The 18,679-nt window shown below is 29.2% G+C and carries 15 protein-coding genes and 1 tRNA gene; 13 read left to right on the top strand and 3 right to left on the bottom strand.

Going from position 1 to position 18,679, the window contains the following annotated elements:
- Positions 1-161: 161 nt before the first annotated feature.
- Complete coding sequence (locus Q0731_RS00845; RefSeq protein WP_299058736.1) at positions 162-1,217, bottom strand: endonuclease/exonuclease/phosphatase family protein; 1,056 nt, start codon at positions 1,215-1,217, stop codon at positions 162-164.
- A gap of 132 nt (positions 1,218-1,349) precedes the next feature.
- On the opposite strand from Q0731_RS00845, the gene Q0731_RS00840 reads away from it, so the two are divergent.
- The 7 genes from Q0731_RS00840 to truB all read left to right on the top strand — a co-directional run bounded on the left by Q0731_RS00840 (position 1,350) and on the right by truB (position 8,724).
- Positions 1,350-4,100 carry a TonB-dependent receptor gene (locus Q0731_RS00840; protein ID WP_299058734.1) on the top strand — a complete coding sequence of 917 codons (2,751 nt, stop codon included), beginning with the start codon at positions 1,350-1,352 and terminating at the stop codon, positions 4,098-4,100.
- A 12-nt stretch (positions 4,101-4,112) separates the two neighbouring features.
- Positions 4,113-5,534, top strand: a complete 1,422-nt coding sequence (locus Q0731_RS00835; protein ID WP_299058733.1) for a DUF5689 domain-containing protein — start codon at positions 4,113-4,115, stop codon at positions 5,532-5,534.
- Positions 5,535-5,546: 12 nt separating this feature from the next.
- Positions 5,547-5,948: a methylmalonyl-CoA epimerase gene (gene mce / locus Q0731_RS00830; RefSeq protein ID WP_299058731.1), complete on the top strand. Its 402-nt coding sequence runs from the start codon at positions 5,547-5,549 to the stop codon at positions 5,946-5,948.
- Positions 5,949-6,017: 69 nt separating this feature from the next.
- The gene (locus tag Q0731_RS00825; protein WP_299058729.1) at positions 6,018-6,896 is read left to right on the top strand and encodes a permease-like cell division protein FtsX; all 879 of its coding nucleotides are present in this window, start codon (positions 6,018-6,020) and stop codon (positions 6,894-6,896) included.
- A 4-nt stretch (positions 6,897-6,900) separates the two neighbouring features.
- Positions 6,901-7,143 (top strand): DUF3098 domain-containing protein, encoded by a 243-nt coding sequence (locus tag Q0731_RS00820; RefSeq protein WP_299058727.1) that lies wholly within the window; start codon positions 6,901-6,903, stop codon positions 7,141-7,143.
- Positions 7,144-7,145: 2 nt separating this feature from the next.
- The gene (locus tag Q0731_RS00815; protein WP_299058725.1) at positions 7,146-7,940 is read left to right on the top strand and encodes an undecaprenyl-diphosphate phosphatase; all 795 of its coding nucleotides are present in this window, start codon (positions 7,146-7,148) and stop codon (positions 7,938-7,940) included.
- 85 nt (positions 7,941-8,025) lie between these two features.
- Positions 8,026-8,724: a tRNA pseudouridine(55) synthase TruB gene (gene truB / locus Q0731_RS00810; RefSeq protein WP_299059407.1), complete on the top strand. Its 699-nt coding sequence runs from the start codon at positions 8,026-8,028 to the stop codon at positions 8,722-8,724.
- A gap of 67 nt (positions 8,725-8,791) precedes the next feature.
- Here the strand turns inward: truB and Q0731_RS00805 are convergent.
- A tRNA-Phe gene (locus tag Q0731_RS00805) sits at positions 8,792-8,864 on the bottom strand.
- Between the two features lie 98 nt (positions 8,865-8,962).
- Between Q0731_RS00805 and Q0731_RS00800 the strand changes: the two genes are divergently transcribed.
- The 6 genes from Q0731_RS00800 to Q0731_RS00775 all read left to right on the top strand — a co-directional run bounded on the left by Q0731_RS00800 (position 8,963) and on the right by Q0731_RS00775 (position 16,557).
- Positions 8,963-9,691: a type III pantothenate kinase gene (locus Q0731_RS00800; protein WP_299058723.1), complete on the top strand. Its 729-nt coding sequence runs from the start codon at positions 8,963-8,965 to the stop codon at positions 9,689-9,691.
- Complete coding sequence (locus Q0731_RS00795) at positions 9,688-10,950, top strand: hypothetical protein (protein WP_299058721.1); 1,263 nt, start codon at positions 9,688-9,690, stop codon at positions 10,948-10,950. Before Q0731_RS00800 ends, Q0731_RS00795 begins: the two co-directional genes overlap by 4 nt.
- Positions 10,951-10,966: 16 nt before the next feature.
- Positions 10,967-12,289 (top strand): hypothetical protein, encoded by a 1,323-nt coding sequence (locus Q0731_RS00790; protein ID WP_299058719.1) that lies wholly within the window; start codon positions 10,967-10,969, stop codon positions 12,287-12,289.
- A gap of 4 nt (positions 12,290-12,293) precedes the next feature.
- The gene (gene lptC, locus Q0731_RS00785; RefSeq protein WP_299058717.1) at positions 12,294-12,854 is read left to right on the top strand and encodes an LPS export ABC transporter periplasmic protein LptC; all 561 of its coding nucleotides are present in this window, start codon (positions 12,294-12,296) and stop codon (positions 12,852-12,854) included.
- 220 nt (positions 12,855-13,074) lie between these two features.
- Entirely contained in the window at positions 13,075-14,340 is a 1,266-nt protein-coding gene (locus tag Q0731_RS00780; RefSeq protein ID WP_299058715.1) for a hemolysin family protein, read from the top strand.
- Between the two features lie 123 nt (positions 14,341-14,463).
- Positions 14,464-16,557 (top strand): peptidylprolyl isomerase, encoded by a 2,094-nt coding sequence (locus Q0731_RS00775; protein WP_299058713.1) that lies wholly within the window; start codon positions 14,464-14,466, stop codon positions 16,555-16,557.
- A gap of 383 nt (positions 16,558-16,940) precedes the next feature.
- On the opposite strand, the gene rho is transcribed toward Q0731_RS00775, so the two are convergent.
- Positions 16,941-18,638 carry a transcription termination factor Rho gene (gene rho / locus Q0731_RS00770; protein ID WP_299058711.1) on the bottom strand — a complete coding sequence of 566 codons (1,698 nt, stop codon included), beginning with the start codon at positions 18,636-18,638 and terminating at the stop codon, positions 16,941-16,943.
- Positions 18,639-18,679 lie beyond the last annotated feature (41 nt).

The following is an 18,679-nucleotide window of genomic DNA, read 5'->3' as shown; positions in this document are numbered from 1 at the left end:
GAGAGCGAGTTTCAGATACTTTTAAGGTAATAAAAAAACTTATAAACTACTTGTAATCAGTTTTTCATGTAGTTTGTCATTCTGAAAGAATCTTTTGCGGTTTGCTTATTGTTATCTGAGACCCTTTCAGGGTGACAGATTGAATGAGAACTGATGAGAAACTACTTCTGCTCTTTAATCAAATACATATATACTGGGTAATGATCTGAGTATCCACCTGTATAACCTCCATCAGAAAAACTTCTAAAAGGGTAGCCTTTATACTTGCCATCTTTACTACTTAAAAAACGTTTGTTAAATATTTTAGCTTGAAACATTTTGTAAGTAGTAAAATCTTTCTCTCCTTTATCTAAAAGTGGTGAGGATATTAAAATCATATCAAACAAGTTTAAATTATCTCTGTAAGCTAAGGTATTAAAACCTCTTCTGTGTAAGTCTTCATAAGGATTGTAAATATCGTTTTTATCAACATTTTTCTTTTTACTTTTTGTATTTAAAACTTTTTTAAAACTAGAATTAATAGGGTCATCATTAAAATCTCCCATTATTAGTATTTTAGCATTTGTGTCTTCTTTTTTTATTTGCTCAATAATTTGTGTGTTTTGGTAGGCTGCTTTTTCGCGTAAAGGTCTGCTTTTTGCTTCTCCACCACTTCTAGAAGGCCAATGATTTACAATTATATGTATCAATTCATCATCTAAATAACCAGAAACTAATAGCTGATCTCTGGTATAGACTTTAAAATTTCCTTGATAAATTCTAGGATTAAAAGCTTCATGATTGATAGGTTTAAAATATCTTTTTTGATATAATAAAGCCACATCAATGCCTCTTTTGTCAGGAGAATCATAATGTATAATTCCGTATTGTTTTTTTATTAAATGTTTCGATTTTACCAAATCTTCTAAAACAGCTTTGTTTTCAACTTCGGCAACGCCAATAATTGCAGGACTTGTATTTGCTTTGTCTGCACCAATTTGTAAAATTGTATTGGCTAGTTTATCAATTTTATCCCAATATACTTTAGATCTATTGATTTTTAGTTCCATTATTGGGCTTGCTTCATCGTTTTTATTTACATCATTAATGGTGTCAAATAAGTTTTCTAAATTGTAAAAAGCAATAGTTCTAATGTTGTATTTTTTTGCTTTTTTTTGAGAAAAAATAAGGCTTAAATTAAAAAATAAGAGCAGTAATACACAGGTTTTCTTTTTCATTTTTTTGCTTTTTTTAAGAGCTAATTTACACAACTTAAAGTATCCTTAAAAATAAAAGATAGTACAGATGTTTCTTTTTTCAATAAAAAAAGTGTAGCTTTACTATGCTATAAAATTGAAAATGAAAAAGTTATGAGTAAAACTATTGTATCGATAGTTGTATTTCTGATGTGTTATACTACAACCTATTCCCAAAATAGTATTAAAGGAGTTGTCTTAGATAATGATGCTAATAACCCATTATCTAATGTTTTGTTACAGCTAAAAAACACAACGATTACCACAAAAACAGATTTTGATGGAAGCTTTAAAATAGAGAATCTAGAAAACGGAAATTATTTACTAGAAATTAAGTTTGAGGGATATGAAAGTCAAAATTACCCTGTTCAACTTTCTGGGAAAATCATCGATTTAGGTACTATTATTTTATATAAAAATTTTACAGTAGATTTAGATTTAAGTATCATAACAATTACTGATGATGAGCTAACCAATGATGCAAGTGCTGCTGATAATATTTCTGGACTTTTACAAGCTACTAAAGATATTTTTTTAAGATCTGCTGCTTTTGAATTTAGCTCGTCTTTTTTTAGAATTAAAGGTTTAGATTCTGGAAACGGTAAGGTTTTGATCAACGGAATTGAAATGAACAAAATCTACGATGGTAGAGCTCAATGGAGTAATTGGGGAGGTTTAAACGACGTACTAAGAAATCAAGAATTAAGTAATGGTTTAGGGGCTTCTAATTTTAATTTTGGAGGTGTTTTAGGGTCAACAAACATCAATACTAGAGCATCAGTTCAAAGACCTGGAACAAGAATTTCCTATTCCTTATCTAACAGAAGCTATGAACACAGATTGATGGCAACCCATAGCACAGGTGCTTTAAAAAATGGTTGGAAAATGACTTTTTCTGGTAGTAGAAGAGTAGGTAATGAGGGTTTTAATCAAGGCACTTCTTATAATGCTTATGCTATGTTTACATCCATAGAAAAAAAGATAAACGACAAACATAGTCTTAATTTTACAGGGATTTTTACGCCAAATAGAAGAGGTAAATCATCACCAAACACTCAAGAGGTTTTCGATTTAAAAGGCATTGCTTACAATGAATATTGGGGAAGTTTAAATGGAGAAAAAATCAATTCTAGAATTAAAGAAGTAAAAGAACCTATTTTAATACTGAATCATTTTTGGGATGTTTCAGAAAAAACTACAGTACAAACAAATCTATCTTACCAGTTTGGTAAAATTACCAATAGTCGTTTAGATTTTAATGGAGGTTCAAACCCTAGTCCCAGTTATTATCAGGTATTACCTAGTTATTTTTTAAGAAATAATGATTTAGCAGGAGCTTATACAGCACAAGAAAACTTTGTAAATAATGGGCAATTAGATTGGAATTCTATTTTTGATGCAAATAAAACAAATGCAAATGCAGGTTTAAACAATGCGTATGTTTTGTATGTAGATAGGAATAATGACAAACAATTTGTAGTAAATACTATTTACAATTCAGAAATAAATAACAATATTTCTATAAATGGTAAGTTGGAATATAGGCGTTTACATTCACATAATTTTGCAGAAGTTATTGATCTTTTAGGAGGAAAAGGGTATTTGGATATTACTAATTTTGCAAAAACAGCCACGCTTAGGCAAAATAATTTATTAACACCAAATAGAGTTGTTGGCAAAGGTGATACTTTTAAATACAATTATAATTTAACAGCTAACATAGTAAATGCTTTTGGGCAAGTAAAATTAAAATATCATGAAGTAGATTTTTTTGCAGCTGCAAAACTATCTAAAATAAGTTATCAAAGAGAGGGTTTATATCAAAACGGACGATTTGAAAATAATTCTTTAGGAACTTCAAAAAAATTAGATTTTACAAATTTTGGAGTAAAAGCAGGTGCAACCTATAAAATTGATGGGCGTAATTTAATAGATGCAAATTTGGCAGCTTTAACACAAGCACCAACCATTAGAAATTCTTTTGCAAATTCTAGAGAAAATAATAACACAGTTGATAATTTGCAGAATGAACAAGTGTTTTCTATGGATGCTAGTTATATTAGAAGAAGCCCAATAATTACAGCAAGATTTACAGGATATTACACACATATAAAAGACGCAACAGAAATTTCTTTCTATTATGCAGATGGTTTAGGAGGAGATAATACTGCTTTTGTGCAAGAAATTTTATCAGGTATTGATAAGAAACATATTGGGCTAGAATTTGGTTTGGAAACACAAGTTACAGCTTCTATAAAATTAAAAGGAGCAGCTGCTATTGGTAGTTTTACCTATGCCAATAATCCAGATTTATATCTTACATCAGACATTACAAATGAGGGTGTTTTTGATGAAAATGGAATCTCAGAAAAGTATACATCAAACTTAAAAAATTATAAAATTGCTGCGGGGCCTCACAATGCATATTCTGTTGGTTTTGAATATAGAGATCCAGATTATTGGTGGTTTGGAGCAACGTTAAATTTTTTCAGCAATACGTTTATAGATATTTCTCCATTAACTAGATCTAATAATTTTTACACAGATGCAGATGGTTTAACCTTCCCTAATTACGATATAGAGGTTGCTAGACAATTGTTACAACAAGAAAGATTTAACAATTACAAAGTGATAAATATTGTTGGTGGTAAATCATGGAAAATAGCAGGCTATTACATTAGTACGTTTGCAACTGTAAATAATTTGTTAAATACTGCCTATAAATCTGGCGGATTTGAACAAGGTAGAAATGCAAATTATAACGAATTAAAATCAGATAAAGCATTAGATAAGCCAGTATTTGGAAGCAAATATTGGTATGGCAGAGGTGCAACCTATTTTATGAATGTAAATATAAGTTTCTAAAAATAAGTAGATATGAAAAAAGAAAAAAGAGTTTTATTGCTAATTGCTTTTATAATAAGCATAATGTTTATGACTTGTGTAGAGGATAACAATTTTACAGTACCACAAAATTTAGGGAATGAAGAAAATAAAGCGATTGCTAAAATTTTAGATAGTATTATGGCTAAAAAGCTTCAATTAAAAACGATTCAACAAGTAAAAGAGTTATATATTAAAGGAAATGATCCGTTAAAAATAACCTCTAATATCGTTGTAAAAGGGTATGTAGTTTCTTCAGATAAGTCTGGGAATTTTTATAAAGAGTTTTACATGCAAGATGCTCCAGAAAACCCAACAGCTGGTATTAAAGTTTCTATTAATTTAACAAATAGTTACAATAAATTTAATCTGGGTAGAGAAATTTACATTCGTTTAAAAGGTCTGTATATTGGGGAAACAAATTCTGGAGACGGCATAATTTCTATCGGAGGAAAAGTGAAAATTACTGATGTAACTGAAATTGATAATATAACTGTCAATCAAATGCCAAATCACATATATAGAACAGAAATTACAGAAGAAATTATTCCTAAAATCATTGATTTTGCAGCAATAAATGAAGCTGATATAGGTACTTTTATTACTTTAGAAAACGTGTTTTTTGAAGCAGAATTAGCAGGGAAATCATTTGTAGATCCAAAAGAAGATTTTGATACACAACGTAAAATTCAGACTTGTTTAGGTTTAGGTTATGATGATTTATTACTAGAAACAAGTTCTTTTTCTAGTTTTTCAAATGAAACCTTGCCAAAAAAAGCAGGTAGTATCCATGCAATTGTTTCCAAGGATTTTGCAGGGAATTTTATCGTATTAAATTTAAATGATACTGATGATATTGAAATGACAGAAAATAGATGTATTCCAATATCAAAGAAGGATTTTAAAACTGTTTTATTAGAAGAAAATTTTGAGGATGAATCTGGAGATATTGATGTTTTAAATTGGTTAAATTATCGTGAAGAAGGTACTAAATCTTGGAGGGCTTATACAGACACTTACTCACAAAGTAAAGCTGCAAGAATAGGGTCTAGTAATTCTGGGGATGAAAAAACAGTTTCATGGTTAATTACAAAAGGTGTTGATTTAAGAAAAACATCAAAAGAGTTTCTGTCTTTTGAAACTTCTAATAGTTTTGCAAATGGAAGTGAATTAGAGGTGTTGATTTCTACAAATTTTAACGGAAAAGAAAGCAATATCAATGGAGTAACTTGGCATGTTTTACCTGCAAAAGTAGTTGCTGATGGAGTTAATTTTAAAAGTTGGGTACACTCAACTTATATCGATTTATCAGCATATTCTGGCACTGCTTATGTTGGTTTTAAATACACTGGAAATGGAAATGTAAATTTTGATGGCACGTATGAGCTAGATAATATTAGTATTATTGCAAAGTAATTAATTTGATAGATGGATAAAATTGAGCATATTGGCATAGCAGTAAAAAATTTAGAAAAATCGAATCAGTTATTTGCTTCACTTTTAGGAACTGCTCCATATAAAATAGAAGAAGTTGCGTTAGAAGGTGTAAAAACTTCTTTTTTTAAGACTGATTCTAAAAAAATTGAATTGTTAGAAGCTACAAATCCAGAAAGTGCAATTGCAAAGTTTATCACTAAAAAGGGTGAGGGAATTCATCATATTGCATTTGCAGTTGATGATATATATTCAGAAATAAAGAGACTTCAAAAAGAAGGTTTTACGGTTTTAAATGAAGTTCCAAAAAAAGGAGCTGATAACAAACTAGTAGTTTTTTTGCATCCAAAATCAACAAATGGCGTTCTAATTGAGTTATGCCAAGAAATTAATTAAAATTATCTAAACTCTTGTTGTTAGGTGTTTACTAATTATTATCTTGCATACTTTAATTAAACCCCCAATATGTCATCAAAATTTGATTCTTTTCAAAAAAGACGACTGCAATCTTCATACTTTTCTGTAGTAATAAGTATTGCTTTAGTGCTTTTTATGGTCGGTATTTTAGGATTAGTTTTGTTAAAATCTACCTTTGTTGCTAATCGTGTAAAAGAAAAAGTAGCAATCACATTGTTTTTAAAAGATGATGTTTCTCCTGGAAACAGAAATAAATTAAAAGAAGCTATACAAAAAGAAGCATTTACAAAAACAATAATTTACACAAGTAAAGAAAAAGCAGCAAAAATTTATAGCGAAGAAATTGGTGAGGACTTTTTAGAGTTTCTAGGTAAAAATCCCTTAAAAAATGCTATTGATATTTATTTAAATGCAGACTTTGTAACGCCTGAGAAAATGCAGCAAATAGAAGAACGTTTTTTAAAAAATCAACTTGTAGCTGATGTTTCTTATGACAAACCCTTAATTAACTTACTAACCAAAAATATTAAAAGAGTAAGTTTTTGGTTGTTAATTGTAAGTGGTTTTTTTGGTTTGGTAGCCATGTTTTTAATTAATAGTTCTATTCGATTGTCAATTTATTCTAAACGATTTAATATTAAAACCATGCAAATGGTTGGTGCCACTAAAGGTTTTATTAGAAGACCATTTATTTGGCAAAGTATAAAGTTAGCAACTATTGGTGCTTTATTAGCCTTAATTGCTTTAGCAGTTGTTGTGTATTATGTAGACAAATATGCACCATCTTTACATTTATTAACAGATTATATTACTTTAGGATATTTAGTTGGTGGTGTATTTATTTCTGCCTTTTTAATTTCTTGGATCAGTACATTTTTTGCAACGCAACGTTTTTTAAACCTACAAACAGACGAACTTTATTATTAACAATATGGAAAACGAAAATATACAGCAACCAACTTTTTTATTTGGTAAAAAAAATTACATAATAATGATTGTTGGAATTATTTTTATAACTCTAGGTTTTATATTTATGGCAGGAGGAGGAAGTGAAAATCCAGAAGTTTTTAATAAAGAAATCTATAACTGGCAACGTATAAGATTGGCACCAACTTTAGTAATTATTGGTTTAGGAATAGAAATTTACGCTATTTTAGCAAATCCTCATAAATAATAATGGATATTTTAGAAGCAATTATCTTAGGTGTAATACAAGGTTTAACAGAGTTTTTACCAGTTTCATCAAGTGGTCATTTAGAATTGGCAAAAGCAATTTTAGGTGATACTTCAGTACCAGAAGAAAGCTTAACTTTTACTGTAGTTTTACATTTTGCAACAGCATTAAGCACCTTGGTTATTTTTAGAAAAGAAGTAGCACAAATTTTTAAAGGATTGTTTCAGTTTCAATGGAATGACGAATTTAAGTTTTCTGTAAAAATTATTATTTCTATGATTCCTGCTGTAATTGTTGGATTACTTTTTGAAGAACAACTAGAATCTTTTTTTGGAGGAAAAATATTATTAGTTGGTGTAATGTTATTGGTAACAGTTGTTTTATTATTGTTAGCAGATAAAGCAAAAAACACCAACAAAGAAGTAACTTTTTCAAATTCATTAATCATCGGAATTTCTCAAGCAATTGCAATGTTGCCAGGTATCTCTAGATCAGGTGCAACCATTTCAACATCTGTTTTACTAGGAATTGATAGAACAAAAGCAGCACGTTTTTCTTTTTTAATGGTAGTTCCTTTAATTTTTGGAAAAATTGGTAAAGATTTATTAGGTGGAGATATAAGTTTTCAATCTTCAGAAATAATACCTATTTCAGCTGGTTTTATGGCTGCATTTTTAGCAGGTTTATTAGCTTGTAAGTGGATGATAGCTTTGGTTAAAAATAGTAAATTATCTTACTTTTCTTTATACTGTGCAATTGTAGGTGCTATTGCAATTGGTTATGCACTTTTACAATAATTCTAACCTGTCATTTCTGCCTTTCGTCTATCGCTCAAGATAAACTCTAGCAGGAATCTCATCCTTAAAAATCATTTTTATAGTGATAAAAACAGAAGAAGATTACAAAAACGGTCAAGTTTTATTAATAGATAAGCCTTTAAATTGGACCTCATTTCAAGTAGTAAACAAACTTCGTTGGGAAATAAGACAACGTTTTAATATAAAAAAAATTAAAGTTGGGCATGCAGGTACTTTAGATCCTTTAGCAACAGGTTTGTTAATTATTTGTACAGGAAAACAAACCAAAGAAATTCATGTTTATCAAGGTCAGCAAAAAGAATATACAGGTGTTTTTACAATAGGGGCAACAACACCAAGTTACGATTTAGAAACAGAAGTTGATAAAATATACCCAACAGCACATATTACAGAAAAATTATTACGTGAAACTACGCATCAGTTTTTAGGCGATATTCAACAAAAACCACCTATTTTTTCTGCGATTAAAAAAGATGGAAAACGTTTGTACGAGTTAGCCAGAAAAGGAGAAACAACAGAAATAAAATCGAGAAACGTAACTATTTCTGAGTTTGAAATTACAAAAATAAATTTACCAGAAGTAGCATTTAGAGTAGTTTGTAGTAAAGGAACGTACATCCGCTCTTTAGCTTACGACTTTGGATTGGCTCTAAATTCAGGTGCACATTTATCTGCTTTAAGAAGAACTAGAATAGGTAATTTTTCGGTTGATAAAGGGGTTTCTGTGGAGAGGTTTATTGACAATTTAAAAACAAAAGCTTAAATATTTTAATACTTTCTTAGTTAAAAAACAAAAAACCCTGTAAACAAAAGTTTACGGGGTTTTTAAGTGGTACCTCCAGGAATCGAACCAGGGACACAAGGATTTTCAGTCCTTTGCTCTACCAACTGAGCTAAGGTACCATTGCCTTAGCGGATGCAAATATAAAAGGTTTTTTTAGATTTGCTAATTAAATTTAAAAAAATGTGTTGTATTTTTGAAATTCTTTTAAAATATACAAATGAATCTAATTATTGATGTAGGTAATACTAATGTTAAAGCTGCTGTTTTTGAGAAACATACAATTGTAGAACTTGTTGTTTTTGATAAACGTAGAATTTTATCAGAAATAAAAAATATTTTAAAAAAGTATACTATTTCTGATGGAATTATGTCGAGTGTTGCTACTATTTCTAATTTTAAGTTAAAAAAACTACACCAATTACTAAAGTTTACAACTGTTTCATCATCCACAAACGTACCTTTTATCAACCTTTATAAAACACCCAGTACATTAGGTGTTGATAGAATTGCTTTGGTAGTAGCTGCTGTGAGTCAGTTTTTTAATAAAAATATTTTAATTATTGATGCAGGTACTTGTATTACATACGATTTTGTAAATGCGAAAAAAGAATATTTAGGAGGAGCAATATCGCCAGGAATACAAATGAAGTTTAACGCTTTACATCAATTTACAGCAAACTTACCTTTATTAGAAAAAGAAGAACTTGGTAGTTTTATAGGTGAAAGTACAAAACAAAGTATGAATGTAGGTGTTGTAAATGGAGTAATTCAAGAAATTGAAGGTGTTATAAGTCAATACAAACAAAAATATATAGATTTAACAGTGGTTTTAACAGGAGGAGATACAAATTTCTTGTCAAAGCAATTAAAAAGTAGCATATTTGCCAATCAAAATTTCTTGCTACAAGGATTAAATGAACTATTGATTTTTAACACAGACAAATGATTAGAAACATCTTATTAGTTTTTTTACTAATAACTTCTATAGTTACTACAGCACAAAGAACAAGCTCATCACCATATTCATTTTTTGGTATAGGAGATCAAAATAGTCCTGTTACTGTAGAACAAAGTGGAATGGGAGGTATTGGAGTTGCTTTTAGTCATTATAAATATTTAAATTTCACAAATCCTGCTGCTTATGCAGATCTAAGATATACCACATATTCTTTTGGTGTTTTAAATACTAGCTTATCAGTTGATAATGGAATTACCCAGCAAAACTCTAATTCTACCAGTTTAAGTTATTTTGCTTTAGCTTTACCAATAGGTTCTAAAGCTGGTTTTTCATTTGGTATTCAACCTGTTTCATCAGTAGGTTATTCTTTATTAAACAATACAGAAGTAACCAGAGAATCTTTTAAAGGTGAAGGTGGGGTAAGTATGGTTTATGGAAGTTTTGGTATGAAATTATTTAAAGGACTTTCTTTAGGAATTGAAGCTGATTATAGTTTTGGTAGAATAGAAAATAATATAACAACTGCTATAATAGAGTCAAGTTTATTGTCAATATACCAAGAAAATTTAAACGTTACTGGAGGTTCTGTAACTTTTGGTGCTCAATATAAAAAAGAACTTAAAAATAAATTGGTAGTAAATGGAGGAGCTACATTAAAATTGAGTAATGATTTAAATGTAAAAGGAGATGAAACCTTATCATCTTCTAACCCTTTGGGTGTTGGTAAAGACTTGCTTTTTCAAACAGATGTTTCTGGAAGTTATAATATGCCCTTAAAAACAACTTTTGGTGCTGGTTTGGGTAAGCTTGATAAATGGTATTTTGGTTTAGAATATGAAAATCAAGATGCAATAGAAACTACAAATCTTGTTAATGCTACTTCTAACGCTGCTTATATTTATGGAGATTCTAATAGATTTTCTTTAGGAGGTTTTTATCTACCAAAAATTAATTCTATTTCAAGTTATTGGCAAAGAGTTACTTATAGGGCAGGTGTTCGTATTGAAAAGACAGGTTTGTTGGTTGATGGTTCTATACCATATACAAATTATACCTCAATAAATGACTTTGGCATATCTTTTGGTTTAGGTTTACCATTGAAACAATTATCCTCAATTAATATGGGGTTTGAATTTGGTAAGAGAGGTGCTGTAACTAATAACTTAATTGAAGAAAATTATTTTAATTTTAGATTGAGTTTGTCTTTAACAGATACAAATTGGTTTCAAAAAAGAAAAATAGATTAATATAAAAATACAAAAAATGAAGAAAATAACATTTTTACTAGCTGTAATGCTATTATCAGTTTCCTTAAACATCAACGCTCAAGATGATGCTAAAAGAGAATGTACCATAAAATATAATCTTTTTAAAGGAGATTTTCAATCTAAAAAATATGATGAAGCTTATACAAATTGGATTTATTTACTAGATAATTGTAAAGATTTATCTGTAAATATTTACAAATTAGGATCTACTTTAGCAGAAGATGTTAAAAAAGATCCTGCATTAGCAAAAAGAGTTTACGAACAAAGATTACAGTATTTTCCTACAAAAAACCCTGCTAAAGTACATAGTGATTATGCTACTTTTTTATTGAAAAATAAATTAGCTTCAGATGATGAGGTTTTTGCAATTTTAGAAAAAGGATATAGTATTGATCCTACTAAAATGGGTGTGAAGAATTTGTATATCTATTTTCAAGGAGTAACAGACAGAAATAAAGATACGAACCCACAAAAAGTATTTGATACCTATGATGATGTTTTAGAATCTGTAGGTAAAAAATTAGATGGGTATGCAGTGAAGTTGAAAGAATTGTCAGCAGATACTATTGCAAATAAAAAATTAATATATGCATATTCTGTAAATTCTAAAGCATTAGGTACAGTAGAAAGTGGTTTAGATAACATTATATCAGAATTAGCAACTTGTGAACGTTTAATCCCTATCTATAAAAGAGATTTTGAGGTAAATAGAGATAATGCAGTTTGGTTAAAAAGAGCAGTATCTAGAATGTATAATAAAGGTTGTCAATCAGATGCTTTGTATCCAGAATTGGTTAGAGCTTATGCAGAAGCTTCTCCTTCACCAGAAGCGTATTCGTTTTTAGCAAATGTATTAGAAGATAATGGAGATAATGCAGGAGCTGCTCAAATGAGGCAAAAATCGTTTGACCTAGAAACAGATCCCTTAAAAAAGGCAAAGTATAAATTAAAATTTGCACAATCAGCTAGAACTAGAGGTCAGTTAAGTAAAGCTAGAGGTTTAGCAAGAGAGGCATTGAATTTAAATCCTAATTTTGGTAAAGCTTATTTATTTATTGGTAATTTGTATGCTAGTAGTGCTAACAATTGTGGAAATAGTGAGTTTGAGAAAAGAATGGTGTATGTAGCTGCTTTAAGAATGGCACAAAAAGCAAAATCTGTAGATCCAAGTATTTCATCTACTGCCTCTAAATATATTAGAAGTTATGCAGGTAATGTACCAGATTCTAAATTGGTTTTTACTGCAGGTGTAGCTCCAGGTAGTAGTTTTGCAATAAAATGTTGGATTGGTGAAACAGTTAGAGTACCATCAAAATAGTTACTTGAAAAAAATAAATAAAATATCAACAAGAAGCATTACTGTATTATTTTTTACAGTAATGCTTTTTTCTTGTTCTAATAACACCCAAGAAGTTAGGGATTTTTTAATCTCTAAAAACCTACCTATTGGAGTTGCAAAAAATGCTTTTCATGTATATAAAGATTCAGGTAGAATTACATCAAAATTAATTACACCATTATTAAATGATTTTACTAATAGAGAGCAACATCCTTACAACGAGTTTCCTAAAGGTATAAAAATTATAAACTTTAATGGAAAAGACTCTATTACCATTACTGGTAATTATTGTTTATCTTACTCAAAAACACTAATATCTGAAATTGAAGGCAATGTGGTTGTTTTAAACCATGCAGAAAACTCTAAATTAGAAACAGAACAATTATTTTGGGATCAAAATACTAAGTATTTTTTTTCAGAAAAAGCATTCGTTTTAAGTACTTTAAAAGATACTGTTTATGGTGTAGGTTTTGAAAGTAAAGAAGATTTAAGTAAACATTTAGCAAAAAAAACAACGGGTAAGTTATTAACTTCAGAAAATTAATTCGATGAATAAAATTTGGAAAATTTTTCAATATGGCTATTTAATTGTAGCGATAATATGTTTGATAGAAGGTATTCTCAAATGGAATGAAAACAGGCAAAAAGCATATTTGTTTTTAGGTGCTTCAATTTTTATTACCTTAGTTTTTTTCTTTAAAAGACATTTTAGAAAAAAAATAGAAAAACGAAATAACCAAAACTAATAGATTACAAATTTCTTTATGGAAATTGAAATCATAATTTTACTTACTTCAATTATCCTTTCCGCTTTTTTTTCAGGAATGGAAATAGCATTCGTTTCTGCAAATAAACTTCATATTGAGTTAGAAAAGAAACGAGAGGGTTTTATTCCTAAAATTCTGAATAAAATTACCCAAAAATCATCTAAATTTATTACTACAATGTTGGTTGGTAATAATATTTCTTTGGTTATTTATAGCTATTATATGGGAGGTATTTTAATTGATATACTTCCTTTAGAAAGTTATAATGATTTTTCTATTCTATTAATACAAACCATAATATCAACAATATTAATATTAGTTACTGCAGAGTTTTTACCCAAAGCAATTTTTAGAATTTATGCTAATGAGGTTTTAAAAATATTTGCAGTTCCTGCTTATATTTTCTATGTTATTTTTCATTTTTTCTCTGAATTTATTACTATTATTTCCGACTTTTTTCTGCGTATTTTCTTTAAAACAAATGCAGATGAACAACAAACTGAATTTAGCAAAGAAGAGTTAGGAAACTATATATCAGAACAATTAGAAACAGGTAATACAGATGATGAGGTAGACTCTGAAATTCAGATTTTTCAAAATGCATTAGAATTTCATAATGTAAAAGCTAGGGAAGTGATGGTGCCTAGAACAGAAATTGTTGCTGTAGAAATTCATGAAAAAGTAGTCAATTTAAAAAATATTTTTATCGATTCAGGATTGTCTAAAGTTTTGGTTTACAAAACATCTTTAGATGGTGTAATTGGGTATGTAAATGCCTTTGAATTATTTAAAAAGCCAAAAACCATTAAGTCTATAATACTGCCAGTAGAGATTGTGCCAGAATCGATGATGATTAATGATGTTTTAAATAGTTTGATGAAAAAACGCAAAAGTGTTGCAGTTGTAGTTGATGAATATGGAGGCACATCTGGTATGATTACTGTAGAAGATATTGTAGAAGAATTATTTGGTGAAATTGAAGATGAACATGATACCCAAGAGTTTTTAGAAACAAAAATTTCTGAAAATGAGTTTCACTTTTCAGCAAGATTAGAGATAGATTATTTAAATGAAGAATACAATTTAAACCTCCCCAAATCTGAAGCCTATGAAACCTTAGGAGGCTTTATAATTGAACAAACAGAAAGCATACCTAAAGTAAATGAAGTGTTAGATATTGAAAACTTTGAGGTAAAAATCTTAAAAATGAGTAGTGCTAAAATTGAAGAAGTACGCTTAAAAATAATAGATGAAGATGCGTAAAAAGTTTTTTTTCATTTTAAGTAACCTAAAGTCCTTATATACTTACTATTAATAAGTAAAAAATCGGTTGGAATATTAAAACCCAAATCGTATATTCGCCAACCGAAATTAAATAAATTACGTATGGCAATTTTATCAAAAATTAGAGAACGCTCAATGTTCTTAATCATTATAATTGGATTAGCACTTTTTGCATTTGTATTAGATCCATCTACTTTGGGTGATTTTTTTAACTCAAGTAAAGTAAATGAAGTAGGTGAAATCAATGGAGAAACCATTACAAGACAAGAGTATTCTACAGAATTAGAAGCTTACAGACAAAATGCAGGTAGCAACGTGTCTGAAATGCAAGCAAGTAAAACTGTTTGGGATAATATTGTTAGAAAAAAAATCTATCAAAATCAATTAGCTGAAGCAGGTATAACTGTTGGAGAAACAGATGTTTGGAATGAAGTAATCAATTCTTCTTCAGTGAAAGATAGCCCTCAATTTCAAAATGAGGCTGGTTTATTTGATGAGTCAAAATTAAAACAATATTTGGCTGATGCAAAAGAAGATGATAACCAGCAAATGTGGACTGCTTGGTCTAACTACATGAATCAAATTAAAGAAATTCAAGAAAAAACTACTTTTAATAATTTAGTAAAAGCAGGTCTTGGAGCTTCTTTAAAAGAAGGAGAATTTCAGTATTTTGAAGAAAATACCCTGTTAAATGCATCGTATGTATTTGTTCCTTATACTTCTATTGCAGATAGTTTGGTAACAGTTTCTCAAGCAGAAATAACATCATACATCAAAAAAAATGAAAACGATTTTAAAGTTGATGAATCTAGAGATATCTCTTACGTAAAGTTTAATATTGATGCAACAACTGCTGATGAAAATGCAATTAAAAGTGAAGTAGCTAGCTTTATACAAGATTTTAAAGCGACAACTAATAATGCAGAATTTTTAAGTGAAAATAATTCTGATACAAATATTAACGAAAATTTTAAATATGAAAATCAAGTTAATAAAACAATAGCTTCAGCTATTTTTAGTGGTACTAAAGGAGATGTTTTTGGACCTTATAAAGACAATGGTTTCTTTAAAATTTCTAAAATTACAGCGATTACTCAAATGCCAGATTCTGCTAGAGCAAGTCATATTTTAATTCCTTTTGTTGGTTCTCAAAGAGCTGCACAAGATGTAACAAGAACAGAAGCACAAGCTAAAATAACAGCAGATAGTATTTTAAATGTTGTAAAAAGAAATAAAAGCAAATTTGCAGCAATTGCAAAAGAGGTTTCTTCTGATAAAGGATCTGGTGCAAAAGGAGGAGATTTAGATTGGTTTAGTTATAATACAATGACACCTGCTTTTAGAGATTTTGTTTTTGAAAGTAAAAAAGGAGATATGGGAGTTGTAAAAACACCTTTTGGATTCCATATAATTAGTGTTGATAATCAAAAGAATACTCAAAATGTAGTAAAATTAGCAACTTTTAGTAGAAAAATAGTAGCTTCTGAAGCAACAGAAAATGCAGTATTTCAAAAAGCAGAACAATTTGCATTGGCTATTTCTAAAGATCAAAAGTATTTTGATATCGCAAAAGAAAATAACTATGTGACTAAACCTGCAGTTGGTTTAAAGGTTTTAGATGAAAGTGTACCAGGTTTAGGTAACCAAAGACAAATAGTTTCTTGGGCTTTTAATAACGATACAGAAACTGGAGATTTTAAACGTTTTGATTTAGAAGGTAGTCATGTTGTAGCTTTTGTTACTGCCAAAACAGAAAAAGGATTATTATCTGCTAGTAAAGCAACCAATAGAGTAAAACCAATTCTTTTAAATGAAAAGAAAGCAGAATTAATCTTAGAGAATTTTAACGGAGCTACTTTGGCTGAAATTGCTAAAGCTAATAATGTTTCTGTTAAAAATGCAACAAATCTTAATCTAAAAAGTCCAACAATATCTGGTGCAGGTTCTGAGCCTAAAGTTGTAGGTGCTATGTTTAATGCAGAATTAGATAAAGTGTACAAAAATATAGAAGGTAATAAAGGTGTGTTTGCATTTACACTTACTAAAAAAGAAGTACCAGCAGCTTTACCTAATTATGATATTGCCAGAAAAACAATTTCTGAATCTAGAAAAGGAAAAACAACAGCAATCTTTGAGGCTATTAAAAAAGCATCAGAAATAGAAGATTATAGAGCTAAAATGTATGTTGGTAATTAAAATAGAGTTAACATTTTAATAAAATATTAAAGTCCGTTCAATTTTTTTGAACGGATTTTTTTTGTTTGATAAAAAGTGATGATGCAAACAATGGTTGATGATAATTGATTTGTAATTTAATTACTATTGTTAATTAGGTTTACCTATTTTTAGCCGCGATTAACTCCGCTTTTATATTTTTTTGAGTCGTTGAATGCTTTGCATTTGAAACGGCATCCTTTTTTATTTTTCATAAAAAAGATATAGTGTAAAGCGTGAAATAGCTTCTAATAAAAATAAATATTAAAATATTAGATTCATTTTATTTTCTATACAATAAAAAAACCTTCTTGATTTCTCAAAAAGGTTTTGTGTAAATTATACTAAAATTCTAAACTTTATTTTTAACCATTCATAGAAATTAAAAATTCATCATTATTTTTAGAGAATTTAATTCTTTCATTGATAAATTCCATTGCTTCTATAGGGTTCATATCTGCCAAATATTTACGTAAAACCCACATTCTTTGAACAGTTTTAGCGTCTAATAATAAATCATCACGTCTTGTAGAAGATTTAATTAAATCGATTGCAGGATAAATACGTCTGTTAGAAATATTTCTATCTAATTGCAGTTCCATATTACCAGTTCCTTTAAATTCTTCGAAAATAACTTCGTCCATTTTAGAGCCAGTTTCTGTAAGAGCAGTAGCAATAATGGTTAAAGAACCTCCGTTTTCTATGTTTCTAGCAGCACCAAAAAAACGTTTTGGTTTGTGCAATGCATTAGCATCTATACCACCAGAAAGTATTTTACCAGATGCAGGTGCAACTGTATTATAAGCTCTTGCTAAACGTGTAATTGAGTCTAAAAGAATTACAACATCATGCCCACATTCTACTAATCGTTTTGCTTTTTCTAGAACAATATTTGCAACACGTACGTGTTTGTCTGCTGGCTCATCAAAAGTAGATGCAACAACTTCTCCACGCACATTACGTTTCATGTCTGTAACTTCTTCAGGACGCTCATCAATCAATAAAACAATTTGATAAACTTCTGGATGATTAGCTGCAATTGCATTGGCTACATCTTTTAAAAGCATTGTTTTACCCGTTTTTGGTTGAGCAACAATCATACCTCTTTGTCCTTTTCCTAAAGGAGAAAACAAATCGATAATTCTTGTGGATAAAGAACTACCTTTTTCTGCTAAGTTGAATTTTTCTTGAGGAAATAAAGGTGTTAAGTGCTCAAAAGAAACTCTGTCTCTAACAAGGTTAGGGTTTAATCCGTTTATTTTTGATACTCTAATTAAAGGAAAATACTTTTCACCTTCTTTTGGCGGACGTACATTACCTCTAACAGTATCTCCTGTTTTTAAACCAAATAATTTAATTTGAGATTGAGATACATAAATATCATCTGGAGAAGATAGATAGTTATAATCAGAAGAACGTAAGAAACCATAACCATCAGGCATCATTTCTAAAACACCTTCACTTTGTATGATACCATCAAATTCAAAATCTGGGTCTTTAAAACGGTTAGAAGATTTATTACCATTACCTCTATTAGAGCTATTTTTATCTCTATTTTGGTTCGTGTTTTTGGTCTTATTGTTTTGTTGATTTTTATGTTGAGGTTTGTTTTGAGGAGTTTTATTTTGGGTATTCGCCAATTTTGGTTCCTTTTTTTCAACTTTTGGAGCAACAGTTTCTGTATCAGTTTCAGAAGTATTCTCTGTTTTAACTTCAACTTTTTTCTGAATTGCTCTTTTAGCAGCAGGTCTAGGCTGAGGTTTTTTTATTTGTTTTGGTTTCTCTTCAGTAGCATCTACTTTGGGTGCTTCAATTGTTTTTGAAGTTTCTTTTTCTAGAGTACTTGCCTTAGAAACGCGTTTTCTTTTAGGTTTTTCTGTTTTTTGTTTTTCTTCAGTTTCAGGAGAAACTGTTTTTTTTACAGGACTTGCAGCTTGTGTATCTAAAATTTGATATACTAAATCTAATTTTTTGAGTTGGCTGGTTTTTGACAGCCCAATTGATTTTGCAATGACTTGTAAATCAGCAAGAGTTTTTGCTTTTAGTTCAGAAATTTCGAACATTCGTTATATGTTAAGTTAAATTGTGAAACCTAATTTATAGT

The organism is uncultured Polaribacter sp., assembly GCF_947497695.1.
Lineage (GTDB): Bacteria > Bacteroidota > Bacteroidia > Flavobacteriales > Flavobacteriaceae > Polaribacter.
The sequence above is the reverse complement of the archived record's forward strand: the minus strand, read 5'-3'. Positions and strand labels throughout refer to the sequence as shown.